The sequence below is a fragment of the Aminobacter aminovorans genome (assembly GCF_900445235.1).
GTDB classification, from domain to species: domain Bacteria; phylum Pseudomonadota; class Alphaproteobacteria; order Rhizobiales; family Rhizobiaceae; genus Aminobacter; species Aminobacter aminovorans.
Map to the genome: position 1 here is coordinate 2,857,389 of NZ_UFSM01000001.1, position 24,241 is coordinate 2,881,629.

Sequence of the window (24,241 nt, forward strand, 5' to 3'; positions counted from 1 at the left end):
CATATCGGATGGCTTCATGATCGATGCGATTCTTGTACTGAATGGCGGCTCTTCGAGCCTGAAGTTCGCCGTCTTCGAGGGACGTGATGAGCTCCCGCTGCTGCTGCGCGGCAACGTTTCTTCCATCGGCCATCGTCCGCGGCTGCGGGTCGAGGCCTCGGCCGGCAGGCCCGGGATCGACAGAAGCCTGGGCGACGCACCGATCAATATCGACAATGCCTTCGCGGCGGTCGCCTCCATACTCGCCGACGGCAATCTTCTGGGTCGCGTTGGCAGAGTGGGCCACAGGATCGTTCACGGCGGGCGTGATTTCACCGAGGCAATGCTGCTCGACGAACGCACGCTCGAATCCCTGCGCTTGCTTGAGTCGATGGCGCCCATCCACCAAGCGATCAATCTCAAGGTTGTCGCGCTGGCTTCCGAGCTCTTGCCTCAGGCCCTGCAGATAGGTTGCTTTGATACGGCGTATCATTCGACCAGGCCGGAGCTTGCCAAGATCTATGCGCTACCGCGCGCAATGACTGAGACGGGTATTGTCTCCTACGGGTTTCATGGGCTGTCCTACAGCCATATCGCTTCGAAGCTGCGTGACCGGTACGGCGTGCGCGCCGGCGGCCGCACGATCGTCGCGCATCTCGGCAGCGGCGCCAGTCTGTGTGCCATGAACGCCGGACGAAGCGTCGCCACGACGATGGGGTTTTCGACACTGGACGGCCTGGTGATGAGCACGCGTTGCGGCGCGCTCGACCCGGGGGTGGTCCTCCATCTGCTGCAGGAACGGCGGCTGTCCGGGGACGAACTGGTCACGCTTCTCTACGAGAGATCCGGCCTGCTCGGCGTGTCTGGAATATCTGGTGATATGCGGACCCTGATCAGCTCGAACCAGCTTGCTGCCGCCGAGGCTGTCGATCTCTTCGTCTACCGCATCGGACGCGAGATAGGATCGCTGGCCGCGGCCCTGGGAGGACTGGACACGCTGGTGTTCACTGCAGGCATTGGCGAAAACGCGCCGTTGGTCCGGGAGCGGATCGGCGTTGCCGCCGTTTGGCTCGGCGTCGATCTCGATGAGGAACGAAACCGAGAAGGCGCGGAGGTCGTCAGCAGTCCAAAATCCCGCGTCGATGTCCTGGTCATTCCAGCGGATGAAGAACGCGCTGTGGCAACGGAAATGCTCATCTCCCGATCTGCAGCGACGGCATCGACACAGGAACGATCGGCAAGCTAACCGGTCGATCGAGCGCCCAGTTCGCGGCGAACCAGAACAAGCGTCGCATCGTCGGGATCAGTGGTGACGGTGAAACCCATATTGCGCTCGACCTCGATCGCAGCACGGTTTTCACGGCTCTCGACTGACTCAATCGCATCGAGGCCGAGCTCTTCGGCATAGTTTGCAATGTAGCCGAGCAGTTCCCACCCGACACCCAGATGTTTGCGATCCGAGCGGATGCAGATTGCAACCTCGCCGTTTCGGTCGGCTGCATCGCTTGCGAGCATCGCAACCGCGATCAGTATTCCATCGGTCGAGTACGCTAGAAAATTATGGGTATGGGGGTCGTCGGAACGCGTCATCGCCACCAGCCGCTCGTGTGAAACTTCCTTCACGCCGCCGAGAAAGCGAAATCGCAGGTCGTCTGGCGTCACATGGGTGAAAAACTCCGCCAGGGTGGGTTCGTCGTCAGGACGCGCGGGACGCACATCGAAGTGAAACCCGGTACGGGTGGTGATTGTGCTGTTCGGGGTCATGTCGAGCCTCTAATCATGGTTGTGATCAAGCGAATGGCTGAAGCGTCCGAGACGGTTCAGCGAAGCATGGCTGCCCGTTTGGACAAGCGTTGTCATTCGCTCATGAATTGAAGTGCGTCGTTTTTGACGATCTCGATGCTTCGCAGGTTGAGCAAGCGGATGGCTCCCTTGTCCTTCAATCGGGTGAAGACCCGTGACACGGTCTCGATGGTCAGGCCGAGATAGTCACCGATATCCATGCGCGACATTGGCAGTTCCACCTGCTGCAGGCCGCCCTGCCGTTCGGCCATGTCGACGAGGAAAGCGGCCACGCGTTCGATGGCGTTCTGCCGACCCAGGACGAGGAGGTGTTCCTGTGCTCTGGTCAAGCCTTTGAGCGCCAGGGGCAGCAGCTGACGGGACATGTCTGCGCCAGCGGTGAATCGAAAGACACGGACACCAGTGGCATTGATCGCTTCGGCGAAGAAATGATGGGTCGTGCCAGCTTCGAAACCGAATGTCTCTCCAGCCAGATGGAAGGCACTGATCTGCCGGCGGCCGTCGGCTAGCAGCCGGTAGACGCGGACGGCGCCGAACTCAACCTGATAGAAGGCTCCCGCCTTCTCGCCCTGGGCATAAATCTCTGAACCGGCGGGAAAGAAGCTGACCGGCTGCAACGGTGCGGGGTCAAATGCCGTTGGCAGGCTTGGCTGAGCAGAATTGGACGGTAGTGAAATTCTTGAGCTCGAATAGGCGTGCATGGCTGTTTTTCCGATTGTTGCGTGACACAGCAATCGCGCGAATCCGTTGATCGCGAAATTCGGTTATGTCCCTACGGGAAACTACCTAGAGCCGGTTGGCGCAGGTTGAGGCTATGCTGAGAGGCGATTGGTACTGTCGAGGATCTATGACCGCCACGGTGCACCAACTGCGACCCGATGCTGCCTTGCTGAAGCAATAAACGAGCTGCGAGAAGCCTCCCGATAGCGTTGTCGCGGGACGTTCGGATGTTTTCCTCCTGCTGAGCGTCGTCGGCGACTGCCTTGCCTTCTGGCGCCCCGATCACGGGAAGCGAGCATCAATCAAAACGCTCCAGCCGCTGAGTTAGATCGGGCCGATAGGCTTGGTCGGATGGATCGAAAGCCGGATCGCGCGGATCGACCTTCACCTGCGTCAGCAGGGTTGCAAACAGCCTCTCTTTGAGGAGGTTGCCGAGCTCCTGCTCAATGACGTAACCGATCATGCCTGCGCTTTCGGCGCCGAGCACGTCGAGTGGAAATGTGCGGCCATCCGAAGTTGCCGCAGCCTGCAGGGCCAGCAGTCCTCCGCGCAGCAAATGGTGTTGCGTCGCTGTTCGGATTTCAGGGATCGCCAGCCTAGAGCGCTCGCTCGCCAAACTTGCGCATCTGGCTCATCCATTTCGTGCGGGTCGCAGCGGTGGCTCCGGCGACCATGCCGAACAAGGTCTCGCGCACCGGACTGATGCCAACAAAGTGGAGAATGCTGCGGCGCATGCCGGCGAGACCGTGTCCGAGAAACCATAGCCGGTAAAGAACGGAAGGCATGCCCATCGTCACCACGACGCGTGCGGAGCGGCCACGAAGCAGTGTCCTGGTGAAGCCGCCGCCCTTGTCCGGGTAGGCAAAGGCCGTTCCCGGCCGCATGACTTGCTCCAGAAATGCCTTGAGCAGGGCCGGCATTGTGCCGAGCCACAGCGGAAAGACAAAAACGATGTGCTCAGCCCAGACGATCGCGTCGGCTGCATCCCTGAGACTCTCCGGGATCGCGCCGTGCTCGAACTCCCGCATTGTCTGCAGCATCGGAAATTCAAGCATTGCCAGATCGACCCGTCGGACGGCGTGCCCTGCCTTTTCCGCGGCCTCACCATAGGCGTTGGCAAGACCTCGGCAGAGCCGGTCCGGGGACGGATCGGGATGGCCGACCACAATCAGGATGCGTCGCGTCATGGTCCACTCCAGCGGCGTTGGCCCAAGGCGTCAAGGCCGTTCGACTCGTGCCACTTGGTAGGTGTGCATGGTGCCGTTGCGCGCGATCGACACATATTCACCGGTCACGAACCGCTCATCGCCAAGATGAAAACCGCTCTCGTCATCGCGATCGCCTTCGGCGTAGTCGAAATACCACTGTCCGCCCGGCTTGCGCCTCAGCCGCCCGATCAGATCATTCTCACCGGTGCGAAACCGGCGAACCCGGCAAGAGGCCTTATGCGATTTCCACTCTTCCGCATCGATCCGGCCTTCGCCGGTCAATGGAGCGAGCACATCGTATCCCTCCTCGCGGTCACCTTCCGGATGACCTTTCTCGCGCGCGAGCACCAGCCTGATATGGCGGAATTTCGGGGTAAGGTCCTTCAGATTGGTCATGGCGAACTCCTTTCAAGGAGTTTCATAGAACGGTCGCAGGCCATGGCCCTTGATCCGCATCAATGAAGGATCGGAAACCGCGATTCCATCAAGGGCTGAGAAACAACATCGCGCAAGCGCCCATGGTCGCGGCGAACAGCGTTGCGCCGGCCAGCGGCAACCAAAACCACACCGGCCCGGCGGAGATTGCGAGCAGCAGGCGTCCAATCGCATTTGCTGCCAGCGCCGCGAGCACGGCCTGGCCGACTGTCTCGACAGGGACTGATTGCTTGACCAGCCGCAACGCACTGAGCACCGAGACATCGACATCGAATGCGCCTGCCAGCGCTGAGCTCGCCAGTAACCCGCGTCCGCCGAATTGAGCGGCCAGCCCAGCACTTGCGGTTGCGACGATCGCAAAAAGCAAGGCGAAGATCAGCAATGGGCCCAGTTCGAACGGGTTGCGCGCGATAATGCTGCCGTCGCCGTTCCCATTGTCGCGCTTCATAAACAGTGCGCCGCAGCCAGCGAAGGCGAGTGCCGCGGCAATCGCCGGGATGGCGACCGAAGCGAACACGCTTGGCTCGACTACCTGAACAACGGCACAGACGCGGAGCATCGAAACCATGGCAGCCAAGGATGCTGCCCCGGCGAGCGGCAGTGGATTGCCCGCCGAAGTGGCGTTGCGGGCAAGCGCCAAGGTTACGGCGGTCGAAGAGACAATCGCGCCAGCAAGCGAACTGACCAGCAGACCGCGTGTATTTCCCATGATGCGAACAGCGACGTAGCCGGCGAATGATATCGAGGCCATCAGTACCGTCAGGAACCAGACCTCCCACGGATTGAAACCGTCCCACGGGTCCATCGTCCGGTTTGGCAGCAGGGGCAAGACGATCACAGTCATCACCGCCAGGATCAGCGCCGAACGCAGTTCGACCCAGGTCAGTCGCTTCAAAAGACCGTGCAAGACCTCGCGGCTGGCCAGGATTGCCGCCAATGCCGCCCCGCCGGCGGCCGCCGCACGATAATCGCCGGCGACGGAAAGCGCGCCAAGGGCAAACACACCCAGGCCAGCGATCACGCTCGTGACGCTGAAATCTTCGTCATGGGCAGCCTCACGCGCCTTGTACCAGGCAAAGATTGCCGAAAAGGTGATGAATCCGCCGACCAGCACCGATACCGCGCCGATTGCGTTGGCAAGTGCCGCGAGAATGCCGCCGAGCAAGCCGGATATGCCGAATGTCCGGATGCCGGCCGTGCGACTGCGATCGGGCGCATCCCGTTCTTGCCAGCCGCGCTCCAAGCCGACGAGCAGGCCTATTGCGAGAGCCAGTCCAAGCCTGGCGATGAGCGAATCCATTGTCGTGGAGCCTTTCAGGCGGCGACCATCGGCAGGCGGTCGCGAACCCACCTGACGATCTGGTCCGCCGTCATCGCGCCTGATGTGCGCGCGACTTCGCGCCCGCCATGGAAGAGCAGCATCGTCGGGATGCCGCGAATGCCGAGCTTGGCCGCTACAGCCTGCTCACTGTCGGAATTGAGTTTGATAAGGCGAACATGCGGCTCCAGTTCACTTGCTGCCATTGAGTAAGCCGGCGCCATCAACTTGCAGGGGCCGCACCAGGGTGCCCACACATCTACGACCACGGGCAAGGTGCTGCGCGCGATCTGATGATGGAAAGTCGCTGCATCGACGTCGTCAGGATGCCCTGAAAATAGCCTGGTGCCGCACTTTCCGCATTTTGCCTCCAGGGCATTGCGGGCCGGCGGCAGGCGGTTGACCCCACCGCATTTGCTGCAAACCACCAGATTCTGCTGTGTCATTGCCATTCACCGATTTTACTCTCGTCCACTATGTGCGTCCCAGATGTCCATCGCCAAGGGCGCGCAAGGCGTTCAGGATTACCGCAACGTCAATTCCTTCCTGGATCAGCGCTCCGGCAACCGGGGTGACCTGCCCCATCGCGGCCGCGATCATTGCCAGCCCCGAGAGCGCCAGCCCGGCAATGATGCTCTGCAAGGCGATGGCTCGCGTTCGCCGTGCAATCCGAACTGCATCGGCAACCGGCTGCAGTCTGTCGGTCAGCACGATGACGTCTGCCGCCTCGGAGGAGGCGGTCGCACCGCGTGCGCCCATGGCGACACCGACCGTTGCGGCCGCCAGGGCAGGGGCATCGTTGATGCCGTCGCCGACCATCATCGTCGGTGCCAAGGCTTGCTCGGCTCTGACCGTCTCGACTTTATCGACAGGGGTCGCATCGGCGACAACGGCGTCGAGGTCGAGCATGGCGGAGATGCGGCCGGTAGCCACGCTGTCGTCGCCTGTGAGCATGATCATGCGCGCGATGCCGGCTGAACGCAGCTTGCCGAGCGCATCACGGGCATCAACGCGAAGGGCGTCCCCGAAGGTGAAAACACCGGCAAGCCGTCCGCCGAGCGCCACAAAGACCCTGAGCACCGGCTTGTCCCGGTATTTTTCTTCACCGCATTTGGCCCAGCCGGGCAGAGGCTTGTCGGCGAGCACGAGAGTCCGAGATCCCGCCGTGATCGACATGTTTTCGATGCGGCCGTTCAGGCCCGCACCGCGATGCTCGCGGACATCGCGCGGATGCGAAAGTATCAACTGCCTGCCGCGCGCTGCCCGGATAATCGAGTCGGCGAGAACATGGTGCGAGGCCTGCTCCAGGGATGCCAACAGTTGCAGCAGATTATCGGCGTCGCGGTCGGGTGCTGCCTCGATTTCGATGAGTTCGGCGCCACCGATGGTCAAGGTCCCAGTCTTGTCGAAGATTGCGGTTCGGACCAGTGCAAGCGCCTCGAGAGCCGCGCTGCCCTTCATCAGGATGCCTGCACGCGCGGCATGCGATAGGCCGCCAATAAAGGCGACGGGTGCTGCGAGGATGAGCGGGCAAGGCGTCGCGACGACCAGCACGGCAAGCGCCCGAATCGGATCGCCGGAGATGTACCACGCGGCACCAGAGACCAGCAAAGTGGCTGGCAGCAGGAACAGCGCAAATCGGTCGGCCATACGGATGAACGGCGATTTTGCGGTTTGCGCAGCAGCAACCATGCGAACGATGGCAGCATAGGTACTCTGTTGTGCGAGGGCCGAAGCCCTCATGCTGAAAGTCTCACCAGCGTTGAGTGTGCCACTGCGCAGCACATCTCCCGGGCTGCGTCGCACCGGCAATGGCTCTCCGGTCACCGCCGACTCGTCAAGCGAAGCCGAAGCATCGAGCAGGATGCCGTCGACAGGAAGCAACTCGCCGGCATGCACCATCAAAGCGTCGCCTACTGCCACCTCTTCGACGGAAATGGTCACCGTACCTTGTGGCGACTTGCGATGGGCGACACGCGGAGAGCGGTCAGTCAATGCCTTGAGATTTCGTTCGGCTCGTCCGCGGGCGAAATCCTCAAGCACAGTACCGCCAGCATACATGATCGCCACCACCACTGCTGCGAGGGGTTGACCAAGCAGCAGCGCGGCGGACATCGACACCAAGGCGATCGCATCGACACCGAAACGGCCGATCCAGAAATCACGAAGTATGGATATGGCGAGAGCCACCACCACGGGTAAAGTCGCCACCGTCCAGATCATATCGGCTTCGAGAGGGCCGAGCCCGGTTCGCCAGACTGCACCCCCAATGGCGAGACCCAGGATGGCTATGGCCAGCAATGCGCGTCGCAGAGCAGTCTCGTTCATCGATGTCCCTCGGCGCTAGAGTTCGCGGACCATATCCTCGAGCAGGCGACGCACCTCCTGTGCGGCCTGCGCAAGCGCGGGATTGCCGATAGCGCCCATTGAAGCGACCGGATCGACTGCTGCGATCTCTACCTGTCCTGGTCCGACTTCCATGACGACGACGTTGCACGGCAGCATGGTTCCGATCTTGTCTTCGGTTTGGAGCGCACGCCATGCGAAATGCGGATTGCAGGCGCCCAGGATCACATACGGCTTGAAATCGGCGCCAAGCTTGGCTTTCATGACCTGCTTTACGTCGATCGACGTCAGAACACCAAAGCCCTTGCTTGCGAGCTTGTTGGTCACGTGACTGATCGCCGTGGCGAACGGCATGGCGACGGTCTTGCTGAAATAGTAGCTCATCTAATTCTCCGACCGTTGAACGCAACACCTCGTCGCCACGAGCGAGCGACCTTTCGCAACAGCTAATCACGTGGATCGCAGAACGCTTTGATCCAACGCAACGAACCGGCAAGATCGACAGGCGATAATTGACATGAACAGGAGGCCTATGGGGTGACGATCCGAAATCTCGAACATGCCTTTGCCCCGAAGTCGGTCGCCGTGTTCGGTGCATCGGTCCGCGAAGGTTCTGTCGGTCGCGTCGTCTTCAACAACATCGTTGACGGCGGCTTCGAGGGCGAGATCTGGCCCGTCAACCCGAAGTATTCTGAGGTCGCCGGTCGGCAATGCTTTCCCAAGGCGGTCGACCTTCCGGGTGTCCCAGACCTTGGCGTCATCGTCACGCCGCCTGAGACGGTTCCCGCCATCGTGCGCGAGCTTGCTGACAAGGGTACGCGGGCGGCGGTCGTGATCACCGCCGGCCTTACGCTCGAGAACGGGCTGCGCCAGGCGATGCTCGATGCGGCCAAGCCTACCGTTTTCCGCATCATCGGGCCCAACACGGTGGGGCTGATGATCCCACCAATACGGCTCAATGCCGGATTTGCCCATATGGCCGCCAAGCCTGGCAACATCGCGCTGCTGTCGCAATCCGGCGCCATCGCCACATCGCTGATCGACTGGGCGGCTGACAACAATGTCGGCTTCTCGCAGATCGTCTCCCTGGGCGACATGGCGGATGTCGACGTGGGGGATTGTCTCGACATGTTGGCGGGCGATACGCACACCCGCGCCATCGTGATGTATCTCGAAACCATTCCCAATCCGCGCAAGTTCATCTCGGCCGCCCGTGCGGCGGCATGGGTCAAGCCGGTGATCGCGATCAAGTCGGGCCGGCACGAGCAATCGGCCAAAGCGGCTGCGACCCACACCGGTGCGCTGTCGGGGGCCGATCGTGTCGTCGATGCGGCACTTTTCCGCGCTGGCATCCTGCGTGTCAAAGGCCTGACCGAGCTGTTCGATGCGGTTGAAACGACCGCGCGTTTCGGTCCTCTGGAACGAGCCCGCGTCGGTATTGTCACCAATGGCGGCGGCGCCGGCGTGTTAGCGGTCGATCAACTCATCGACGGCAACGGGCAACTGGCCGAACTCTCGCTGGAAACGATCGCCTCTCTGGATGCCGTCCTGCCGGTCACATGGTCCCACGCCAATCCGGTCGACATTATCGGCGATGCCCCGCCGGAGCGCTATCGGGCAGCGGTGGAGACCGTCGCTGGCGATGCCGGGATCGACGTCGTCCTGGTCATGAACTGCCCGACCGGGCTCGGCTCGCCGCTTGCGGCGGCAAGAGCGGTGGCAGCGCTCGCGCAGGACGGCAAGATTGACGGCAAACCTGTCCTGACCTGTTGGCTCGGCGAACACACGGCGCGCGAAGGGCGACGTGTTCTTCAGGATGCCGGTATTGCCAGCTTCGAAACGCCAGCGGATGCCGCAACGGCGGTTTCTAATCTCAGTCAATTGTCGCGTGCCCAGCGGGCATTGATGCGCACACCGTCCAGCGGCAGCGAGGACACCAAAAGCGGCCGAGAAGCCGTGCTTGCGATATTCAGGCGCGTGGCCAAGGAAGGGCGGCGAATGCTGACAGAGCCGGAAGCCAAGGCAGCACTTGCTGCCTACGGCATCCCGGTGCCCGAGACGGTCGTCGCCAGCTCTCCTGCCGAAGTGGAAGCGGCGGCCGAACGGCTCCTCACGACGTCCGAACATATCGTCGTCAAGTTGCTGTCCAAGGCGATCTCGCACAAATCGGACATTGGTGGTGTGGTGCTCAACATTGCCGATGCCGCTGCCGCCGGCGAGGCAGCACGCGCAATCGAAGCGCGTGTGCGCAGCCACGCTCCACAAGCCGATATTGAAGGCTATGCCGTTCAGCCCATGGTCGTTCGAAAACACGCGCAGGAACTCATCCTCGGCATGAGCCTGGATCCGATCTTCGGGCCGGCCATCCTGTTTGGTGCCGGCGGCGTGGCAGTTGAAGTGATGGACGACACGGCGATCGCTTTGCCCCCGCTCGACGACGTCCTTGCCGGTGACTTGATAGACCAAACGCGGATCGGCCGCCTGCTCGCCGGTTTCCGGGATCGCAAGCCGGCGGACAGGCAATCGATCGTTGCAGCACTCAATGGCCTGTCGCAGATGATCGTCGACTTTCCATGCCTGGTTTCGATGGACATCAATCCACTGCTGGCAGACCAGGCCGGCGTGACTGCGCTCGACGCCCGCATCGTGATCGAGCCGGAACGGGTCGACGAGGCGGGGCCGAACCTCGCACTTGCCATCAGGCCTTATCCGTCGGGTTGGGAAAAGGCGTTTTCAGCGGGTGACACTCACTACAACATCCGCCCGATCAAGCCGGCCGACATCGCGCTCTATCCCGAATTTCTTGCCAGGATTTCGCCTGACGATCTGCGCCTGCGTTTTCTGTCGTCGAGCAGCAGCTTCTCCGACCAGATGTTGAAGCGGCTCACCCAGCTCGACTACGACCGCAACATGGCCTTCGTCGCCCTCGAGACACGCACCGGCGCATTGGCGGGTATCAGCCGGCTTTCCTGCGATCCCGATCATACCAGCGCCGAATACGCATTGCTGGTTCGCACTGATCTGCAGGGGCATGGTCTTGGCTGGGAGTTGCTCAGGCAGCTCGTCGATTATGCAAAAGCCGACGGGATAGAACGAATCGAAGGCATTGTGCTCGGCGAGAACACGAGGATGCTGGCCATGTGTCGCGAATTCGGCTTCTCGATCACCAATCTTCCAGACGGGCTCGGCCTTGCGAAGGCCCGGCTCCAACTGCAATAGAGGTCGAGCACTTGCCGCCGTGTCTCCAGACGTGACGGAGCGACTACTCGCTTGCTTCTCGTCCGGACACCTGTTCAATCAGGATTCGGAAGAACACGTGTGGTGCACTGTGGGCTGTGGGTGGGACGACCGGCTTGAGCGCACCAGGCTCCCACCAGTCGGAGTGTTTGCTCAACACCGACCAGGCATGATCCCGCTGAAGCTTGTGACCAATCTGATCCGGCAGTTCCTCGTATCGGCCGTCGGCAACGACGCTTCTCCATCCTCGCCCTTGGCCGCGTTCGTCAACCTGAATGGACACCAGCGGATTGGCTCGCATCCATTCGATCTTCTTGCCGGGCATGGAAAACGCGTAAAGATGAGCGTCTGAATGAGCGTAGTATAGGGGCACGACGTAGGGCTGCCCGTCCTTTGCGCATGCGAGGCGACCGACGCGGTTGGCCGTCAGGATTTTGGTGCATTCCAAGGCAGTAAGCGAGCGGACCAGCATGGCGTGATCTCCTGTTTCCCTTATGTCTTTCGGTTGTTCCGTGTCATTGATTTCGTGGTGGCGCTGGGCGACGTGTCCGAAACTGTCGAAAGAGGCATGAGACATCTGGCTCATGCCGTTCTCCGTGAAGGATTGAGCATCACGTTGGAGGGACATGGCCAACTGGGCATTGATCCGGATCAATCTGCGTTCTCAGCACGCCGAACAGACGAGGGGTCGTGGCTCTCACGTAGCTTTGACTGTGATCGTCTTTTCGGTCTTGTGAGCTTCAGCTGTCTTGGGCAGCTTAATCGTTCGTACGCCCGTGGCGAAGTTCGACTTCGATCTTGCCGGCATCACGCCTTGCGAACGATGCTCCGCTCCCGCGCACGGCCATGACCGTAGCCGCGCAGAACAATCAGATCAACCTGTGTTTCCCTGGCGGAGAAGCAGTTCCGCCGGTTCGGGGACGGTGTGCATCTGGGAGTTACCCGCTCGGAACAACTGACACGCAATGGGCCGGAATCGCACCGCCAAATTGCAAAAATGATCCAGATCAAAGCACTCGCCTGCGCTTAGGGGATCATTGGCTGATGTGGAGCCCAATCCTAAGCGCACCTTTTGGTCGCGATCTCGAACTGGCTGTCTTCGACGAGGAGGGGACGCATGCGCTCGTATTCCCGTGCGTAAGAAGTAGAGACGGCTGGAAGCATGCCACCACTGGCGCCCGTGTCGATATCCGACCGACCCACTGGCGCGATTGGCAGGAGGAGAAGACCCCAAGCTAAGATTAGCAAACCTCTCCATGGCTATTCCCAGGGTCTGGATCCCACGATCAAGGCCATGCGCACGAGATGTGACAGGCTGCCCGCGCCCATCTTGCTCATGACATTGGCGCGGTGGATTTCGACCGTACGTGGGCTAATCCCAAGGTCATAGGCGATCGTCTTGTTGGGCAGCCCCGAGACAAGCCCGTCCAGCACCTGCCGTTCGCGCTCTGACAAGGTCGACAGACACCTGCGGATATCCGCAGACTGCGGATGCGCTGCATTGACCTGGCTTCGGTTGGCCAGTGCGGAACGGATCGCTTGGATCAGCACTTCGTCGTCGAACGGCTTTTCGATGAAGTCGGAGGCACCTTCTTTCATTGCTTGCACGGCGAGCGCAACATCGGCATGGCCAGTCATGACAATGACCGGAATAGTATGCCTGCCTGCTCTGAGTTGGCGCAGGAACTCGATACCGTCAATGCCCGGCATGCGCACGTCGGTGACAATGCAGCCGTCGAGATTGTCAGTCGCCGTCGAGAGAAAGGCTGTGGCCGATTCGTGCAGGCGGACGGCGAAGTCCGCCGTGGCTAGAAGAAAACCGAGCGATTTCCGGACGTCGACGTCGTCGTCGACCACGTGGACCAGATCAATGTCGGCCATTTGTGACCTCTTCTTTCTCTACGATCCGCAATGTGAACCGGAAAGCGGTTCCGCCGGCAGGCATGGCCTCGGCCCATATGCGACCACCGTGGGATTCAACGATGGTGCGGCAAATGGAGAGCCCGACACCCATGCCTTGCTTCTTGGTGGTAACAAATGGCTGGAAAAGCTGTGCCGAGATCTCTGGCGCCAGACCGGGGCCGGTATCGATCACGCTCACCTCGGCCATCCCGTCATCGCGGGCTACAGTCGTGACCTTCAATTCCTTGCGTTGCGCCTCCTGCATCGCCTCCACGGCGTTGCGCATCAGATTTAGCAGAACCTGTTGAATTTGGATGCGGTCGGTCAAGACAAGTTCGGCGGCGGGGTCAAGCTTGTAGCTGACGAGGACATTTATCTCCCTGGCGCCAACCAACGCCAGTGATGAGGCCTCCTCAATCAGCGCTGGCAAGCGTTCCACGTGACGCTCGCTTTCGCCTCTTGCAACGAAATCTCTCAGATGACGAATGACGTCTCCTGCCCGCAGGGCCTGCTCCGCTGCTCTTTCCACGGCATCCCGCAGCATGGGCGCGTTCTCTTCCGTGCTCTTCTCAAGCAGGCGACGACTGCCCTTCAGGTAGTTCGTGATGGCTGTCAGGGGCTGGTTGATCTCATGTGCAAGCGTCGAGGCCATTTCGCCGAGTGCGGTAAACCGCGCCATGTGGAGGAGCTCCTGCTGCTGCTCCTGGATTCTTGCTTCTGCCCGGTGGCGTTCGGTCAGGTCGCGGCAAAAGCCGGTAAAGAAGCGTCCGGTTCCTGGATGCATCTCGCCGACGGAAAGCTCCATTGGGAAGGTCGAGCCATCCTTGCGCATCCCTGTGACGGTGCGGCCGAGACCGATAATCCGGCGTTCGCCCGTCGTCAGGTAGCGAAGCAGATAGGCATCATGCTCGTCGCGGTAAGGCGAGGGCATCAGCATTTTCACGTTTTGACCAATGACTTCGCCCGATTGGTAGCCGAACAGTGTTTCGGCAGCGGTGCTGAAGGATTGAATCCCGCCTTGCTCATCGATGACAACCATAGCATCTGGCACTGTTGCCAGGATCGATCGCAAATGGTCCTCACGCAGCCGAAGTGCGGCGTTCGCAAAGGAGAGCTCGCTAACATCGGTGCCTTCTATGAAGATCCCGGTAATGCGGCCGTCGTCGGCCTTGATAGGTTGATACACGAAATCCAGGATTCGCTCTTCAACGGGTCCCTTGTCGTTGTTGCGAAGTGCGACCTTCACGCCCTGTCCTCGATAGGGTTCGCCGATTTTGTGCACTTGGTCCAAATGTTCGATAAGCCCTTGCCCTTCGAGTTCGGGAAGGGCCTCGCGCATCGACTTTCCAATCACTTGTCTGCCGCCTATCAGCCGTTGGTAGGCGGCATTGGTCAGTTCGAAAACGTGATCTGGCTCGCGCATCAGAGCCATGAAGCCCGGAGCCTGGTCGAATATTTGGGACAAAAGTGATTTCAGGACGGTCCCGCCGGCCGACAGAACAAGGTCCTCGTCTTCACTCACCTGACATCCTTGGGTTCGAGACGCCTGAACTAAGGCCAACTACTTCTATTCATACACGAAGAAACGGATGAAGACCGACGTTTTCGGGTGCAGATGCAATTGGCAGATCTTTGACGCGCATCAAGGCAGCGGGTGCTGGCGAATGCAATTCTTCACACATGCCATCGTTTCAGTGAAGGCGTGCGCAATGTCTTGCAAGTCAATCATCGTGAGCTTCGTGACCCGCACATTGGTCGAAGAGTGCGGCATGAGCCGCTTAACGGCTTGTCGATGACAGGAGAAGCTGACCAGCAATTCGCCTCGCCTGACGATGGCGCGTATTGGTCGATCGCAGCTAGCGACGTCTTGCGGTGCCTGGAGACATGCGCCACGGGGCTGGCCGCTTCAGAGGCAGCAGCGCGGCTTGGAAAATTCAGCCGAAACACACCGGCGTCGAAGGCAAGCGCGTCACCGCTGGCAGTGTTTGCCCGCCAGTTCCGTAGCCCACTGGTCCTGATCCTCATTTTCGCGGCCAGCGTATCGGCTATCGTCGGAGAGGGCCAGCTGCGATCATCGGCGCGATCTTCGGGCAGGAGAGCGCCAGTCGCACCAAAAGAGGGCGGGGGCAGTTGATCGACAGAGCGCCCGAGTTAATTCGGTCTACCCGAGAGCGTAGGCCGCGTGGGGAGGCTTGGAGCGTTGATGAAAAGAAGCGCGGGGATATTGCCCTATCGTAGATCGAGTAAGGGTCTGCAGGTGCTGCTTGTCCATCCAGGCGGCCCATTCTGGCAAAGCCGCGATCTTGGCGCCTGGTCGATTGCCAAGGGTGAGTATGACCCTAGCGAGGAGCCTGAAGCAGCGGCGCGGCGCGAATTCACGGAGGAGACAGGCTGGGAGCTCAAAGGGCCTCTGCTGAAGCTGGGGGAGTTGCGTCAGCGAGGAGGCAAACTCATCACCGCATTCGCGCTCGAGGGTGATTTCGACACCGCAACGTTGCGCAGCAATCTGTTTGATATGGAGTGGCCACCCCGCAGCGGCCGAGTACAATTGTTTGCCGAGGTCGACCGCGGTGAATGGCTGGATCTAGCCTTGGCCCGGGACAAGTTGGTAGTCGGCCAACGGCCTTTTCTCGACAGCCTTGTCACGTCAGCTCAGCTCCCAAGGCCCCCCGTTTAGGCTCAACGGTCGGCAACGACGCCTTCTGTTGATCGAGATCAACGATTGCCGCCGCCAACATGACAATGTTGGCCGATGTAGCAGGAGTGATCAGCATGACCTTTTTCGATTACCTGATTTCAGTCGACGCCAGGACCGCATTGATGCGCCGCATGATGCAGAAGCTCGGCGTCGACAAACAATTGAAATCGGTGCCCGACCATACGGCTGTCACCAGCAGGGCGGTGGATCGCTGCCGTTCCTGCGAGCACCAGGATGAATGCGCGACCTGGCTCGACGAACATCAGCAAGCGGACAACCCGCCGCACTATTGCCGCAACAGCGATCTGATCGCTCGACTGAAACATTCGGCCGGCTAACGATAATACCAAGCACCCGTTCTTGACGATGTCGTGCTCCGTTGGACCAGTGTCAACACAAACCGAGTGTTGCAAGGTGCGTCGTTGTGGTGGCCTGACTTTTCTCGCCTCCGCTATGAGACAAGGACGACCGATATGGGATCGGCGCAGAAGAGATCGTCCTTGACAGCTTTGACGCCGCCGACGTTTTCTGCGGCGATGATGGCGGCTTGGCGCTCGCGTTCGTCGAAGATGGCGCCGCTCAGTCGGACGATGCCGTTGTGCACCGTCACATTGATCAGGTCTTTGCCGACCCATTTCTGTTTCGTAAGATCGGCTACGATATGCTGCCGGATCTGTTCGTCATCGATGGCGTCAGGGGCTGCATCCGGAAGGACGTTGAGCAGTGCTCGCAGAAGATCAGAGCGGGTGATGATGCCGATGACTTTCCCAGCGTCGACGACGGGAATGCGTTTGACATGGTGACGCGTCATGAGCTCGACGACCTCCGAGAGCGACGCGGCAGGAGACGCCGTAACGACATCTTGCGACATCACCTCCTCGATCCGTCGCCCATTGGCGTGGATATATTCAGCGGCGGCCTTTCCTGGGGTGACGAGAAACTCCAGCCAACGCGAGCGCTTGCGCTCTGTGCCCAATTCTCCCCGACGCAGGAAGTCGCCCTCGCTGACGATCCCCACCAAGGTGCCGTCGCCGAGAATGACGGGAAGGCCACTTATCTTTCTTGACAGCATCAACCCGGCCGCTTCGGCGATCGATGCGCACGGGTCTATGCCGACCACGGGCTTGCTCATTATGGATTCGGCTCGCATGTTCGCCTCCGAGGTCTTTCCAATCCTCCGGCTTCTTAGACTGGCACGCAAGAAGCGCATTGATCTGAATCATTTCCCCTCGAGGCAAATGGTCCAAAGCTGGGCTCGCCATTGACGGGACGTGTGCCAATCAACCAGCGACTGCGGCGGGCGCGGGCAAAGTCGCAACGGACGCCTGATCTTTTGGCTGTGACAAAGGCGCCTCGGCCGCGTCGGCCGGCAGCGTTTCCCCAATCATGTCGTTTGCCGGGCTCTTGCCGGCGTGATCCCAGACGTAAGCGCCGGAGGCGGCGATTACGAACAGTGACAAGGCAATCTGTTTCATCGCAATTTTGCTTCCATGTTGAATCTTGCAGAGCGATCTCTGATCAGCTTCGGAGGCAATATCCCACGGCCAGGCTGACAACTGGCTGTCAGCGCGTTGCGGCCCGTCAAAGCTCGTAGACGACATCAGGTCAATTTGTCATAGATCAAGATATTCGCATCAGGCCTGGGTTAAGAGGGCTCTCTCAAGCGGGGTAGCCGACATGACTGTAGCCAATGAGCCGACCGGGTACACTGCAATGCAAATTCTGCTGCATTGGGTGATCGCAGCGCTGATCGTCCTGCAGCTCATCATTGGTGAAGATATCAAGCCGGCTTACAGGGCGTTCTCGCGCGGTACTGAGCCGGTAGCTGGCGACATCTTCAACGCGAATATTCATGTCTATGTCGGTTTGGCGGTTCTGGTGCTGGCGATCTGGCGGTTTGCAGTCCGTCTGCGGGACGGTGTGCCGGCGGCGCCTCCCGATGAAAGCGTCCTGCTGAAGCGGATCGCAGCTTCCGCCCATCTCGTGCTTTACCTGTTCATTTTCGGCATGCCGATCACAGGGGGGCTGGCATGGTACTTTGGTTTTGGCGCCATGGGAGAGCTTCATGAACTAGCCAAGCCGGTGATCATCGTTGTCGTCGGCCTCCATGCAGCGGCCGCGTTGTGGCAGCATTTCTATGTAAAATCGGACGTGCTTGTCAGAATGTTGCGACCTGCTGGACGGCGCGCGCCGTGATGTCATGAGCCGCCTTCACACTGAAAACCATCTTGTATCCCGCGTCGGCTGGCTGCGCGCCGCCGTGCTGGGCGCCAATGACGGCATCGTGTCGACGGCCAGCCTGATCGTTGGCGTGGCGGCAGCCCATGCCGCCGCCGCCGACGTTCTGGTGGCCGGCGTAGCCGGACTGGTCGCTGGAGCGATGTCGATGGCAGCCGGCGAGTATGTCTCGGTCAGTTCGCAGTCCGATACCGAACAGGCCGACCTTGCCCGCGAGAAACGGGAGTTGGTGACACAGCCAGACTTCGAGCGACAGGAACTTGCAGGCATCTATGTCGCGCGTGGCGTGGAGCCAAATCTGGCTTTGCAGGTTGCCGACCAGTTGATGGCCAAGGACGCACTCGGCGCCCACGCTCGCGACGAACTCGGCATTTCGGAGGTGACGACGGCCAGACCGATCCAGGCCGCGCTGGCCTCTGCGGCTGCATTTTCGGTCGGAGCGGCCATGCCATTGGCGATGGTGCTTGTTTCACCGGCATCATGGCTCGCCGCAATCGTGTCTGTCGCTTCACTCCTGTTCCTGGCAGTACTGGGTGCTATCGGCGCGAAAGCCGGCGGTGCCAATGTGCTGAGAGCAACGGTTCGTGTCACGTTCTGGGGTGCGCTTGCAATGGCGCTTACAGCCGGGATCGGCGCCATGGTTGGCACTGCCATCTGATTTGGTTGTCCGACTTTGGTCCTTTCCTCTTGCGCAGACAATGCGGCCCTGAGGGGGCAGGGTAACGCAGGTGGTCAGAGCCGGGTTAATGAAGAGGCTTCGCAGATCGCGGACTTCACCTTGAAACTGTCCAGGGCGAGGCGCGCGCCGAAACGCAATCGGACGGGACGATGCGATAGTCGGGCGCGGCATAGTGGAATGCTGCCTTTCGACGACGATTGAGTTCGAAGAGCTGGGGCGTCATCGACTGAACGGAGGGGGCTGGAGCGTAGAACGAGGAACTTGGAATCCGGCGGTTCGCAGCTTGCAGGCCCTCGTCAGGATGCTGTGATGGCGCTGCCGGCAGCCGGGGAGCCTTGATTCGGTCAGAAATGCTCGCCTGTCTTGAACGGACCGATCCGAGTTCCAGCCGCGATCAGATAGGCGGTCGACCAGCCGATCAGAAGAAATCCGTTGACGCCTTCTAGAGCCGCCAGCACGCGCCATGCGTGGGCGGGCACGATGTCGCCATAGCCGACCGTCGAAAAGGTGATGGTAGAGAAATACAGGGCGGTTTCGAAATCCTCAAAGATATCAAGCAACCAGTACAGGCCGGCCCAGAGCCAGACCTCGGTTGTCATGACGACGAAGAGCCCCATCACCACGCTGATCATTGCGACGATGCGGCTGCGGCGACCGTGCATGCGAAACCGTGCGACAAGGTATCTCATCGCATGCGTAATGGTGATCAGACCAAAGGTATGGACCAGGACCGACAGACTTATGACGATGGTGCCGATGAGCAGATTGAGGATCATACCTGGATCATTAGCCACCCAAGGTCCTTGGTCCTTGTGCGAGATCAATCTTTTGGCGGGCACAGGCCTGAATGTTCCCGCCCAATCTTGCTGCCCACAGGTATCCGACGCGGGCTGAGTGGCAGGTTTCCTCTGCAATCTTTGACACACGTCAAAGCGCTGTTGTCCTGAAGGTGCATTGTCTCCTCAACAAGGAGCACCCTCATGAGCTTCAACACCATCATGCTTCAACTCGATATCGATCGTCCCGTCGGTCCTGGTGTCGCTTTCGCAAAGTCGATCGCCCTGAAGTTCGATACGGACCTGATAGGCTTTTGCGCGGCAGAGCCCCGGTATGTGATGCCGGTGGGCGATAGCGACATGGCAATCGCGGACGAGATGCGGCGCCAGGTTGATGAGATTGAAGACAAGCTCATCAAGGTTAAGGAGGATTTCTTCCGTCAGTTGGATGGCGACCGTCGGATCACGTGGCGAGGCGAGCTTGGCAACCCCACCCAGTTGCTAGCGATCAATGCGCGTGCGGCCGACTTGATTGTCCTGAACTACCCAAGGCCTGGGCCGACGGACGGCTGCCGCACGGCAGATCCTGGAACTCTACTTCTCTCGATCGGCAGGCCAGTGCTGCTGGCGCCTGTCGACTTCCAACCGGTCAAGGCTGAGGGAGTTCTCGTCGCCTGGAAGGATACGCGCGAGTCCCGTCGCGCAGTTGTGGATGCCTTGCCGTTTTTGTCTTCTGCCTCCCGGGTGCGTGTCGCGACCCTTGAAAGCAACAATATTGCAGCGGCTCGGCAGAGCGCCGACGATGTGGTCAGTTTCCTGGGTCGCCACGGCATAAGGGCAACCGCAGATACCATCGACGTGGGGGGAGCGGATGAGTCCGAAACCTTGGTGCAAATTGCCACGGAGATCGGGGCCGATTTGATCGTTTCGGGGGCGTACGGTCACAATCGTATCAGGGAATGGGCCTTCGGTGGGGTCACGCGCTCCCTGCTTCGGTGTTCCTCGATCAGCCGATTGATGTCGAATTGAGCACACCATCCAGGTGCATGATGCCTGATTTTTGACTGGTTTCGATGTCTCCTCGGCCATACGCTCATGTTTCCCGCATTTGCGCACTTCCGTAGATATTCGGCACGATGGCCGCGAGTTGCGAGAACCTGAGCGAAGGTCCTCTCCCAAAGCCAAGGCTGACGCCGGACAGGTGTTCAGGGCCCTTGCGTACCGGCGCATACGAGCACCTATCCGATAGCTATGGCGCGTTGCGACCGATGACATGTGGGAGTCGGATATGAAATCCGACGCGGCCAATCGCGGATTGATCTTGCTCAATGAAGCCTGGTCATGGAGAGCGCATTGTTCCTTGACACAAGGAGTGAAGACGATGAGCCACGCTTCAAGTTCGAATTTCCTGCATGCCGCCGAACAGGCTCAGCAATGGGCAAATGAGTTGGCAGCTGATCTTGGATGGCCTGAGCACCGCGCTCATCGGCTGTTGAAAGCTGTCTTGCCGACGTTGCGCGACTGGCTGTCGTCCGAAGAGTCTGCGGACCTTTCATCGCAACTGCCAGAGCTGATCCGAGGGATATACTTCGAGGGATGGAACCCGGCCACATCGCCGGCTGTGGCGCGTGAAAAGCGCGAGTTCGTTTTGCGGGTTGCAGAAACCTTTGGCCACGATTCGAGCATTAATCTTGATGAGGCCATAAGCGCTGTTTTCAGTCTCCTTGATCGACACCTTTCGCATGGCGAGATCGTTCAGGTCAGGAATTCGATGCGCAAGTCGCTGCGGCGCTTGTGGCCGGAATAACGGCCGATGTTCCGCGATAGACCCGAAGCGGGCGAAAAGCTTGGACGTGAATTGCTCGCCAGTCAGCTGCGCAAGCCGGTAGTTCTGGCGCTTCCGCGTGGGGGCTTGCCCGTAGCTGCGGCAGTTGCAAAGGCACTGGATGCGCCTCTCGACATTCTCATAGTTCGCAAGGTTGGAGCCCCAACGAACCCTGAACTTGCGGTAGCGGCAATTGTGGATGGTAACCCGCCGGACGTCATCATCAATCGAGAGAACGTTGAAGCGTATTCGCTCAGTGATGACGAACTGGCAGCGCTGATCAAGTTGGAACGCCCCGAATTGGAACGGCGAAGGCAGCTCTTTCGCGGCACCACTGTACCGCGATCTCTCGTGGGCAGGACGGCGGTTCTTGTCGACGACGGTGCCGCAACTGGAACGACGATGAAGGTGGCATTGCGCGCGATCAAGCGTCGAGGTCCGCTGCAGATCGTCGTGGCACTTCCAGTTGCGTCGTCTGATGCGCTCGCCACCATTGAAGAAGAAGCGGACAAAGTCGTCTGCCTGAGCAAGCCAGGCCGCTTCCTGGCGCTTGGGCACCATTACCTTAGCTTTCCACAGCTGACGGATGATGACGTGATTGAGGTTCTTAGGTGCGCGGCCGAGGAGAGAAGGCTCCGGCATCCGTCAAAATGAGATCCGCTTCGACAAACGCCTGAGCTCCATCGATCCCAGTTGCCGCATGTGAAGGTCAGCTCTGCAGCATCATGCCCGGAGACCAGGTGCTCTCCTATCGACGGTGGTCGCAATCGCCGAAGTAATGGTCGTCTCGATGTGGGCTTCTCTCGCCCGGCGATATTCGCTCCAGCTCGATCTTACTGCCGGATGGAATTGAGGAGAGACCCCAATAGATCGGAAGGTGAGATGACTGGTTTGCCAATCCTGATATGTAGCGTCCGCTCGACGCGCGAATGCCTTCATCGGTCTATCCGTGCGATGCCTTGTCTGGAAAACTGGGATCATCTTCCAACCAACCGGTTGGTACATGCTCAGCTTCCGCCATCTTGAGGCCGACGTTCAGCGCCTCTTGCAGGTCTATGGCATAGAGGGCACTTTGTTCGAATCCTCCGAAGTAATTGAGGCGGATAACCCCAGCCCGCTTGCTGACTACAATGCCTACGGCACGAAGGCGCTCCTGCACTTCTCGATATTTCATTTCCACCCCTCACGACGCGACGGTTGTCCTACGGAGGTTCAAACCTAAGAATGCCCTGGAATCCTATTCCGGGTGTGTTCGCTTCCATTCTAGAAATCACGCGTCCGCGATGGCGGCCTTGATCTGCATCAATGGTGGATGCCGAGAGCAAGTCTGGATTAGCTGGCCATTCAGTGCGCCATCAACACGGGCATCGAAAGGTCATTGAATATCGACTTGGTAACGCCGCCAAATAACCTTTCGCGTAGGCGCGAATGGCCGTAAGCACCCATCACGACGAGGTCTGCCGACATATCCGCGGCATGTCGCTTCAGCACCTCGGCAACGCTTTTGCCCGAACCGGGAAGCCGCTCGACCGTGACTTTCGCACCGTGGCGGGCAAGGTAGGTCGCGACGTCGGCACCGGGTTCAGCACCTTGGTGGCTTTCTCCTTCAACAGGATCGACAAGAACCAGGCGCACATCATCAGCCGCCGTCAGCAAGTCGATTGCCTCACGAACCGCGCGGGAGGCTTCGATGCGCGAATCCCAGGCAACCATCACCTTCCTTGGACGCAGGGTTGGCCTCACGCCTTCAGGAGCCAGCAGCATTGGTTTGCCCGACGAAAAAAGGGCGCCTTCAATGGTCTTGTCTTTGAGGGTGCCGTTCAACAGCAGTTCGGGTCCAATGACGGTCAGGTCGGCGTAGCGTGCCCGCCGACCGATGATTTCATCGGCCCAGCCAATCTCGGCATAGGCGCTGGTAACATCGGCCGATATCGCTGAACGCGCTAGCAGGTGCGAAACTGCGGCGGTGCGTTTTTCGAGCCGTTCGAGGTCGGCGCGACGCTCTTCCATCCAGGCATCGGAGATCGGAGCCGCGTAGTCGCCGATCGGGGGAGGAGCGGCGAGTGCCACCGCAAGCACGGATAGGTGAGCGCCGACTTCTTCACATAGCCCGGTCGCCAGCTTGATGTCGTCGTCGCCGCGATGCGTTCCGGTTACCGTTAGAATGGTCTTGAAGGTCATGGCGTGGTTCCTCTCGCCTGATTGGATAGTTGAGCAGCTATCGATATCGCCAACCGGCGGGGGCATTCCTTGCGCTGCGTCAAATCGTGGATGGCATCTGACGACAGGTTTGACAGGGATCAAAGATTGGCCTGGTCGATCAGCTAGGCTCTGTCCCTATTCGCGAGGGAGCCGAAATGAATCGTTTGATCGCGGCCGCTATCCTTATGGCAACAAGCTCATGGCCAATCGCCGCCCAAGAGATGGGCTACGGCGAAAGCGAGTTCATCAATTCATGCGCACTCTGTCATGGCGTCCGCGGGAAGGGTGACGGACCCTTGGCTACGGAGCTGCGAACCGCCCCTTCCGACTTGTCACTGCTCTCGGAGCGAAACGGCGATGAGTTTCCCTATCAGCTGGTGCTGGCGATAATAGACGGTCGCTACATCGTACCCGGCCACGGCGAGCGCGATATGCCTGTCTGGGGGCGCGAGTTCAGCTTAAGCGACGCACGTTTGTTCGGCGCCGAAGACGGCGCCGCTGTGACCCAGGAGAGGGTTCGCCAACTCGCCAGGTACATTGAAACGCTGCAGAAGTAGTGGGTGACCATCGCGCGGCGGGGTTTCTCGATGGCGAATGGATCAAAGGAAACGCAATGATCACCGACGACGGGTGATCGCACTTTCAAGATGAAGCGAGCCGTCAGACTGCCTTATGCGGATTTCTCTTCGGCCGCCCTTCGGCTTGGCCAGTTCCGTTTCGCGCTTCTCCAGCCAAGCCGCTGCCGGCTGGCCCCCGGTCGAATGTCCTGTTGTCCCGGTGAACAATCTTGCCATCGCGCTTTATGACGATCTGCGCTAGAGAGGCGAACGTCCCGTCCTTGTGCTTGCGTTCGTTGATCGACCCGATGCGCCAAC

Annotated in this window: 28 protein-coding genes; 11 read left to right on the forward strand and 17 right to left on the reverse strand. The window is 60.0% G+C overall.

Annotated elements, in window-relative coordinates; genetic code table 11:
- Window positions 1-16 precede the first annotated feature (16 nt).
- Window positions 17-1,225, forward strand: a complete 1,209-nt coding sequence (locus DY201_RS14030) for an acetate/propionate family kinase (RefSeq protein WP_115731727.1) — start codon at window positions 17-19, stop codon at window positions 1,223-1,225.
- Here the strand turns inward: DY201_RS14030 and DY201_RS14035 are convergent.
- From DY201_RS14035 to DY201_RS14075, 9 genes are all read right to left on the reverse strand, one after another.
- Window positions 1,222-1,743: a GNAT family N-acetyltransferase gene (locus tag DY201_RS14035; RefSeq protein ID WP_115731728.1), complete on the reverse strand. Its 522-nt coding sequence runs from the start codon at window positions 1,741-1,743 to the stop codon at window positions 1,222-1,224. The two genes, DY201_RS14030 and DY201_RS14035, sit on opposite strands and share 4 nt — an antisense overlap.
- A gap of 92 nt (window positions 1,744-1,835) precedes the next feature.
- The gene (locus DY201_RS14040; protein ID WP_115731729.1) at window positions 1,836-2,483 is read right to left on the reverse strand and encodes a helix-turn-helix domain-containing protein; all 648 of its coding nucleotides are present in this window, start codon (window positions 2,481-2,483) and stop codon (window positions 1,836-1,838) included.
- Between the two features lie 317 nt (window positions 2,484-2,800).
- Window positions 2,801-3,118, reverse strand: a complete 318-nt coding sequence (locus DY201_RS29845; RefSeq protein ID WP_425358728.1) for an amino acid kinase family protein — start codon at window positions 3,116-3,118, stop codon at window positions 2,801-2,803.
- Complete coding sequence (locus DY201_RS14050) at window positions 3,099-3,689, reverse strand: NAD(P)H-dependent oxidoreductase (protein WP_115731730.1); 591 nt, start codon at window positions 3,687-3,689, stop codon at window positions 3,099-3,101. The genes DY201_RS29845 and DY201_RS14050 overlap by 20 nt, the downstream gene beginning before the upstream one ends.
- A 30-nt stretch (window positions 3,690-3,719) precedes the next feature.
- On the reverse strand, window positions 3,720-4,106 hold the full coding sequence (locus DY201_RS14055; protein ID WP_115731731.1) for a hypothetical protein: 387 nt from the start codon (window positions 4,104-4,106) through the stop codon (window positions 3,720-3,722).
- A gap of 88 nt (window positions 4,107-4,194) precedes the next feature.
- Complete coding sequence (locus DY201_RS14060; protein ID WP_115731732.1) at window positions 4,195-5,445, reverse strand: MgtC/SapB family protein; 1,251 nt, start codon at window positions 5,443-5,445, stop codon at window positions 4,195-4,197.
- Between the two features lie 14 nt (window positions 5,446-5,459).
- A complete protein-coding gene (gene trxC, locus DY201_RS14065; protein WP_115733788.1) occupies window positions 5,460-5,909 on the reverse strand; it encodes a thioredoxin TrxC in 450 nt (149 codons plus the stop codon).
- A gap of 28 nt (window positions 5,910-5,937) precedes the next feature.
- Window positions 5,938-7,791 carry a heavy metal translocating P-type ATPase gene (locus DY201_RS14070; RefSeq protein WP_115731733.1) on the reverse strand — a complete coding sequence of 618 codons (1,854 nt, stop codon included), beginning with the start codon at window positions 7,789-7,791 and terminating at the stop codon, window positions 5,938-5,940.
- A gap of 15 nt (window positions 7,792-7,806) precedes the next feature.
- Window positions 7,807-8,193: a DUF302 domain-containing protein gene (locus DY201_RS14075; protein WP_115731734.1), complete on the reverse strand. Its 387-nt coding sequence runs from the start codon at window positions 8,191-8,193 to the stop codon at window positions 7,807-7,809.
- Window positions 8,194-8,346: 153 nt separating this feature from the next.
- Between DY201_RS14075 and DY201_RS14080 the strand changes: the two genes are divergently transcribed.
- Window positions 8,347-11,028 (forward strand): bifunctional acetate--CoA ligase family protein/GNAT family N-acetyltransferase, encoded by a 2,682-nt coding sequence (locus tag DY201_RS14080; RefSeq protein ID WP_115731735.1) that lies wholly within the window; start codon window positions 8,347-8,349, stop codon window positions 11,026-11,028.
- A 43-nt stretch (window positions 11,029-11,071) separates the two neighbouring features.
- On the opposite strand, the gene DY201_RS14085 is transcribed toward DY201_RS14080, so the two are convergent.
- From DY201_RS14085 to DY201_RS14100, 3 genes are all read right to left on the reverse strand, one after another.
- Window positions 11,072-11,518: a pyridoxamine 5'-phosphate oxidase family protein gene (locus tag DY201_RS14085; protein ID WP_115733789.1), complete on the reverse strand. Its 447-nt coding sequence runs from the start codon at window positions 11,516-11,518 to the stop codon at window positions 11,072-11,074.
- Window positions 11,519-12,306: 788 nt separating this feature from the next.
- Window positions 12,307-12,927, reverse strand: a complete 621-nt coding sequence (fixJ, locus tag DY201_RS14095; protein WP_115731737.1) for a response regulator FixJ — start codon at window positions 12,925-12,927, stop codon at window positions 12,307-12,309.
- Window positions 12,914-14,470 (reverse strand): PAS domain S-box protein, encoded by a 1,557-nt coding sequence (locus DY201_RS14100; RefSeq protein ID WP_115731738.1) that lies wholly within the window; start codon window positions 14,468-14,470, stop codon window positions 12,914-12,916. Before DY201_RS14100 ends, fixJ begins: the two co-directional genes overlap by 14 nt.
- 270 nt (window positions 14,471-14,740) lie before the next feature.
- Here DY201_RS14100 and DY201_RS14105 point away from each other — a divergent pair, with 270 nt between their 5' ends.
- The 3 genes from DY201_RS14105 to DY201_RS14115 all read left to right on the forward strand — a co-directional run bounded on the left by DY201_RS14105 (window position 14,741) and on the right by DY201_RS14115 (window position 15,984).
- Entirely contained in the window at window positions 14,741-15,082 is a 342-nt protein-coding gene (locus DY201_RS14105; protein ID WP_245432130.1) for a cation-transporting P-type ATPase, read from the forward strand.
- Window positions 15,083-15,148: 66 nt separating this feature from the next.
- A complete protein-coding gene (locus DY201_RS14110) occupies window positions 15,149-15,625 on the forward strand; it encodes an NUDIX hydrolase (RefSeq protein ID WP_115731739.1) in 477 nt (158 codons plus the stop codon).
- 95 nt (window positions 15,626-15,720) lie between these two features.
- Window positions 15,721-15,984 (forward strand): DUF6455 family protein, encoded by a 264-nt coding sequence (locus tag DY201_RS14115; protein WP_115733790.1) that lies wholly within the window; start codon window positions 15,721-15,723, stop codon window positions 15,982-15,984.
- Window positions 15,985-16,097: 113 nt separating this feature from the next.
- On the opposite strand, the gene DY201_RS14120 is transcribed toward DY201_RS14115, so the two are convergent.
- Complete coding sequence (locus tag DY201_RS14120; protein WP_115731740.1) at window positions 16,098-16,796, reverse strand: CBS domain-containing protein; 699 nt, start codon at window positions 16,794-16,796, stop codon at window positions 16,098-16,100.
- Between the two features lie 130 nt (window positions 16,797-16,926).
- On the reverse strand, window positions 16,927-17,247 hold the full coding sequence (locus tag DY201_RS29055) for a hypothetical protein (RefSeq protein ID WP_115731741.1): 321 nt from the start codon (window positions 17,245-17,247) through the stop codon (window positions 16,927-16,929).
- Window positions 17,248-17,323: 76 nt separating this feature from the next.
- On the opposite strand from DY201_RS29055, the gene DY201_RS14130 reads away from it, so the two are divergent.
- Both DY201_RS14130 and DY201_RS14135 read left to right on the forward strand, forming a co-directional pair.
- Window positions 17,324-17,842, forward strand: a complete 519-nt coding sequence (locus tag DY201_RS14130) for a cytochrome b (RefSeq protein ID WP_115731742.1) — start codon at window positions 17,324-17,326, stop codon at window positions 17,840-17,842.
- Window positions 17,843-17,846: 4 nt separating this feature from the next.
- Window positions 17,847-18,542: a VIT1/CCC1 transporter family protein gene (locus tag DY201_RS14135; protein ID WP_115731743.1), complete on the forward strand. Its 696-nt coding sequence runs from the start codon at window positions 17,847-17,849 to the stop codon at window positions 18,540-18,542.
- A 365-nt stretch (window positions 18,543-18,907) separates the two neighbouring features.
- Here the strand turns inward: DY201_RS14135 and DY201_RS14140 are convergent, their stop codons facing one another.
- Window positions 18,908-19,339, reverse strand: a complete 432-nt coding sequence (locus tag DY201_RS14140) for a potassium channel family protein (RefSeq protein ID WP_115731744.1) — start codon at window positions 19,337-19,339, stop codon at window positions 18,908-18,910.
- A gap of 204 nt (window positions 19,340-19,543) precedes the next feature.
- On the opposite strand from DY201_RS14140, the gene DY201_RS14145 reads away from it, so the two are divergent.
- From DY201_RS14145 to DY201_RS14155, 3 genes are all read left to right on the forward strand, one after another.
- Window positions 19,544-20,368 (forward strand): universal stress protein, encoded by an 825-nt coding sequence (locus DY201_RS14145; RefSeq protein WP_115731745.1) that lies wholly within the window; start codon window positions 19,544-19,546, stop codon window positions 20,366-20,368.
- A 259-nt stretch (window positions 20,369-20,627) separates the two neighbouring features.
- A complete protein-coding gene (locus DY201_RS14150; protein ID WP_245431997.1) occupies window positions 20,628-21,146 on the forward strand; it encodes a DUF2267 domain-containing protein in 519 nt (172 codons plus the stop codon).
- A 6-nt stretch (window positions 21,147-21,152) separates the two neighbouring features.
- A complete protein-coding gene (locus DY201_RS14155; RefSeq protein ID WP_115731746.1) occupies window positions 21,153-21,818 on the forward strand; it encodes a phosphoribosyltransferase in 666 nt (221 codons plus the stop codon).
- Window positions 21,819-22,107: 289 nt separating this feature from the next.
- Here DY201_RS14155 and DY201_RS14160 read toward each other — a convergent pair whose 3' ends face one another.
- Entirely contained in the window at window positions 22,108-22,338 is a 231-nt protein-coding gene (locus DY201_RS14160) for a hypothetical protein (RefSeq protein ID WP_115733792.1), read from the reverse strand.
- A gap of 170 nt (window positions 22,339-22,508) precedes the next feature.
- Window positions 22,509-23,345, reverse strand: a complete 837-nt coding sequence (locus DY201_RS14165; protein ID WP_115731747.1) for a universal stress protein — start codon at window positions 23,343-23,345, stop codon at window positions 22,509-22,511.
- 176 nt (window positions 23,346-23,521) lie between these two features.
- Between DY201_RS14165 and DY201_RS14170 the strand changes: the two genes are divergently transcribed.
- A complete protein-coding gene (locus DY201_RS14170) occupies window positions 23,522-23,923 on the forward strand; it encodes a c-type cytochrome (RefSeq protein WP_115731748.1) in 402 nt (133 codons plus the stop codon).
- Window positions 23,924-24,241: the final 318 nt, after the last annotated feature.

Excerpts from the sequence above, each read along its gene's own strand:
- DY201_RS14030 (WP_115731727.1), top strand. The coding sequence starts at position 17 with ATGATCGATGCGATTCTTGTACTGAATGGCGGCTCTTCGAGCCTGAAG.
- DY201_RS14035 (WP_115731728.1), bottom strand. The coding sequence starts at position 1,743 with ATGACCCCGAACAGCACAATCACCACCCGTACCGGGTTTCACTTCGAT.
- DY201_RS14040 (WP_115731729.1), bottom strand. The coding sequence starts at position 2,483 with ATGCACGCCTATTCGAGCTCAAGAATTTCACTACCGTCCAATTCTGCT.
- DY201_RS14050 (WP_115731730.1), bottom strand. The coding sequence starts at position 3,689 with ATGACGCGACGCATCCTGATTGTGGTCGGCCATCCCGATCCGTCCCCG.
- DY201_RS14055 (WP_115731731.1), bottom strand. The coding sequence starts at position 4,106 with ATGACCAATCTGAAGGACCTTACCCCGAAATTCCGCCATATCAGGCTG.
- DY201_RS14060 (WP_115731732.1), bottom strand. The coding sequence starts at position 5,445 with ATGGATTCGCTCATCGCCAGGCTTGGACTGGCTCTCGCAATAGGCCTG.
- trxC (WP_115733788.1), bottom strand. The coding sequence starts at position 5,909 with ATGACACAGCAGAATCTGGTGGTTTGCAGCAAATGCGGTGGGGTCAAC.
- DY201_RS14070 (WP_115731733.1), bottom strand. The coding sequence starts at position 7,791 with ATGAACGAGACTGCTCTGCGACGCGCATTGCTGGCCATAGCCATCCTG.
- DY201_RS14075 (WP_115731734.1), bottom strand. The coding sequence starts at position 8,193 with ATGAGCTACTATTTCAGCAAGACCGTCGCCATGCCGTTCGCCACGGCG.
- DY201_RS14085 (WP_115733789.1), bottom strand. The coding sequence starts at position 11,518 with ATGCTGGTCCGCTCGCTTACTGCCTTGGAATGCACCAAAATCCTGACG.
- fixJ (WP_115731737.1), bottom strand. The coding sequence starts at position 12,927 with ATGGCCGACATTGATCTGGTCCACGTGGTCGACGACGACGTCGACGTC.
- DY201_RS14105 (WP_245432130.1), top strand. The coding sequence starts at position 14,741 with ATGACAGGAGAAGCTGACCAGCAATTCGCCTCGCCTGACGATGGCGCG.
- DY201_RS14115 (WP_115733790.1), top strand. The coding sequence starts at position 15,721 with ATGACCTTTTTCGATTACCTGATTTCAGTCGACGCCAGGACCGCATTG.
- DY201_RS14120 (WP_115731740.1), bottom strand. The coding sequence starts at position 16,796 with ATGCGAGCCGAATCCATAATGAGCAAGCCCGTGGTCGGCATAGACCCG.
- DY201_RS29055 (WP_115731741.1), bottom strand. The coding sequence starts at position 17,247 with ATGTCGTCTACGAGCTTTGACGGGCCGCAACGCGCTGACAGCCAGTTG.
- DY201_RS14130 (WP_115731742.1), top strand. The coding sequence starts at position 17,324 with ATGACTGTAGCCAATGAGCCGACCGGGTACACTGCAATGCAAATTCTG.
- DY201_RS14135 (WP_115731743.1), top strand. The coding sequence starts at position 17,847 with ATGAGCCGCCTTCACACTGAAAACCATCTTGTATCCCGCGTCGGCTGG.
- DY201_RS14140 (WP_115731744.1), bottom strand. The coding sequence starts at position 19,339 with ATGATCCTCAATCTGCTCATCGGCACCATCGTCATAAGTCTGTCGGTC.
- DY201_RS14145 (WP_115731745.1), top strand. The coding sequence starts at position 19,544 with ATGAGCTTCAACACCATCATGCTTCAACTCGATATCGATCGTCCCGTC.
- DY201_RS14150 (WP_245431997.1), top strand. The coding sequence starts at position 20,628 with ATGAAATCCGACGCGGCCAATCGCGGATTGATCTTGCTCAATGAAGCC.
- DY201_RS14155 (WP_115731746.1), top strand. The coding sequence starts at position 21,153 with ATGTTCCGCGATAGACCCGAAGCGGGCGAAAAGCTTGGACGTGAATTG.
- DY201_RS14160 (WP_115733792.1), bottom strand. The coding sequence starts at position 22,338 with ATGAAATATCGAGAAGTGCAGGAGCGCCTTCGTGCCGTAGGCATTGTA.
- DY201_RS14165 (WP_115731747.1), bottom strand. The coding sequence starts at position 23,345 with ATGACCTTCAAGACCATTCTAACGGTAACCGGAACGCATCGCGGCGAC.
- DY201_RS14170 (WP_115731748.1), top strand. The coding sequence starts at position 23,522 with ATGAATCGTTTGATCGCGGCCGCTATCCTTATGGCAACAAGCTCATGG.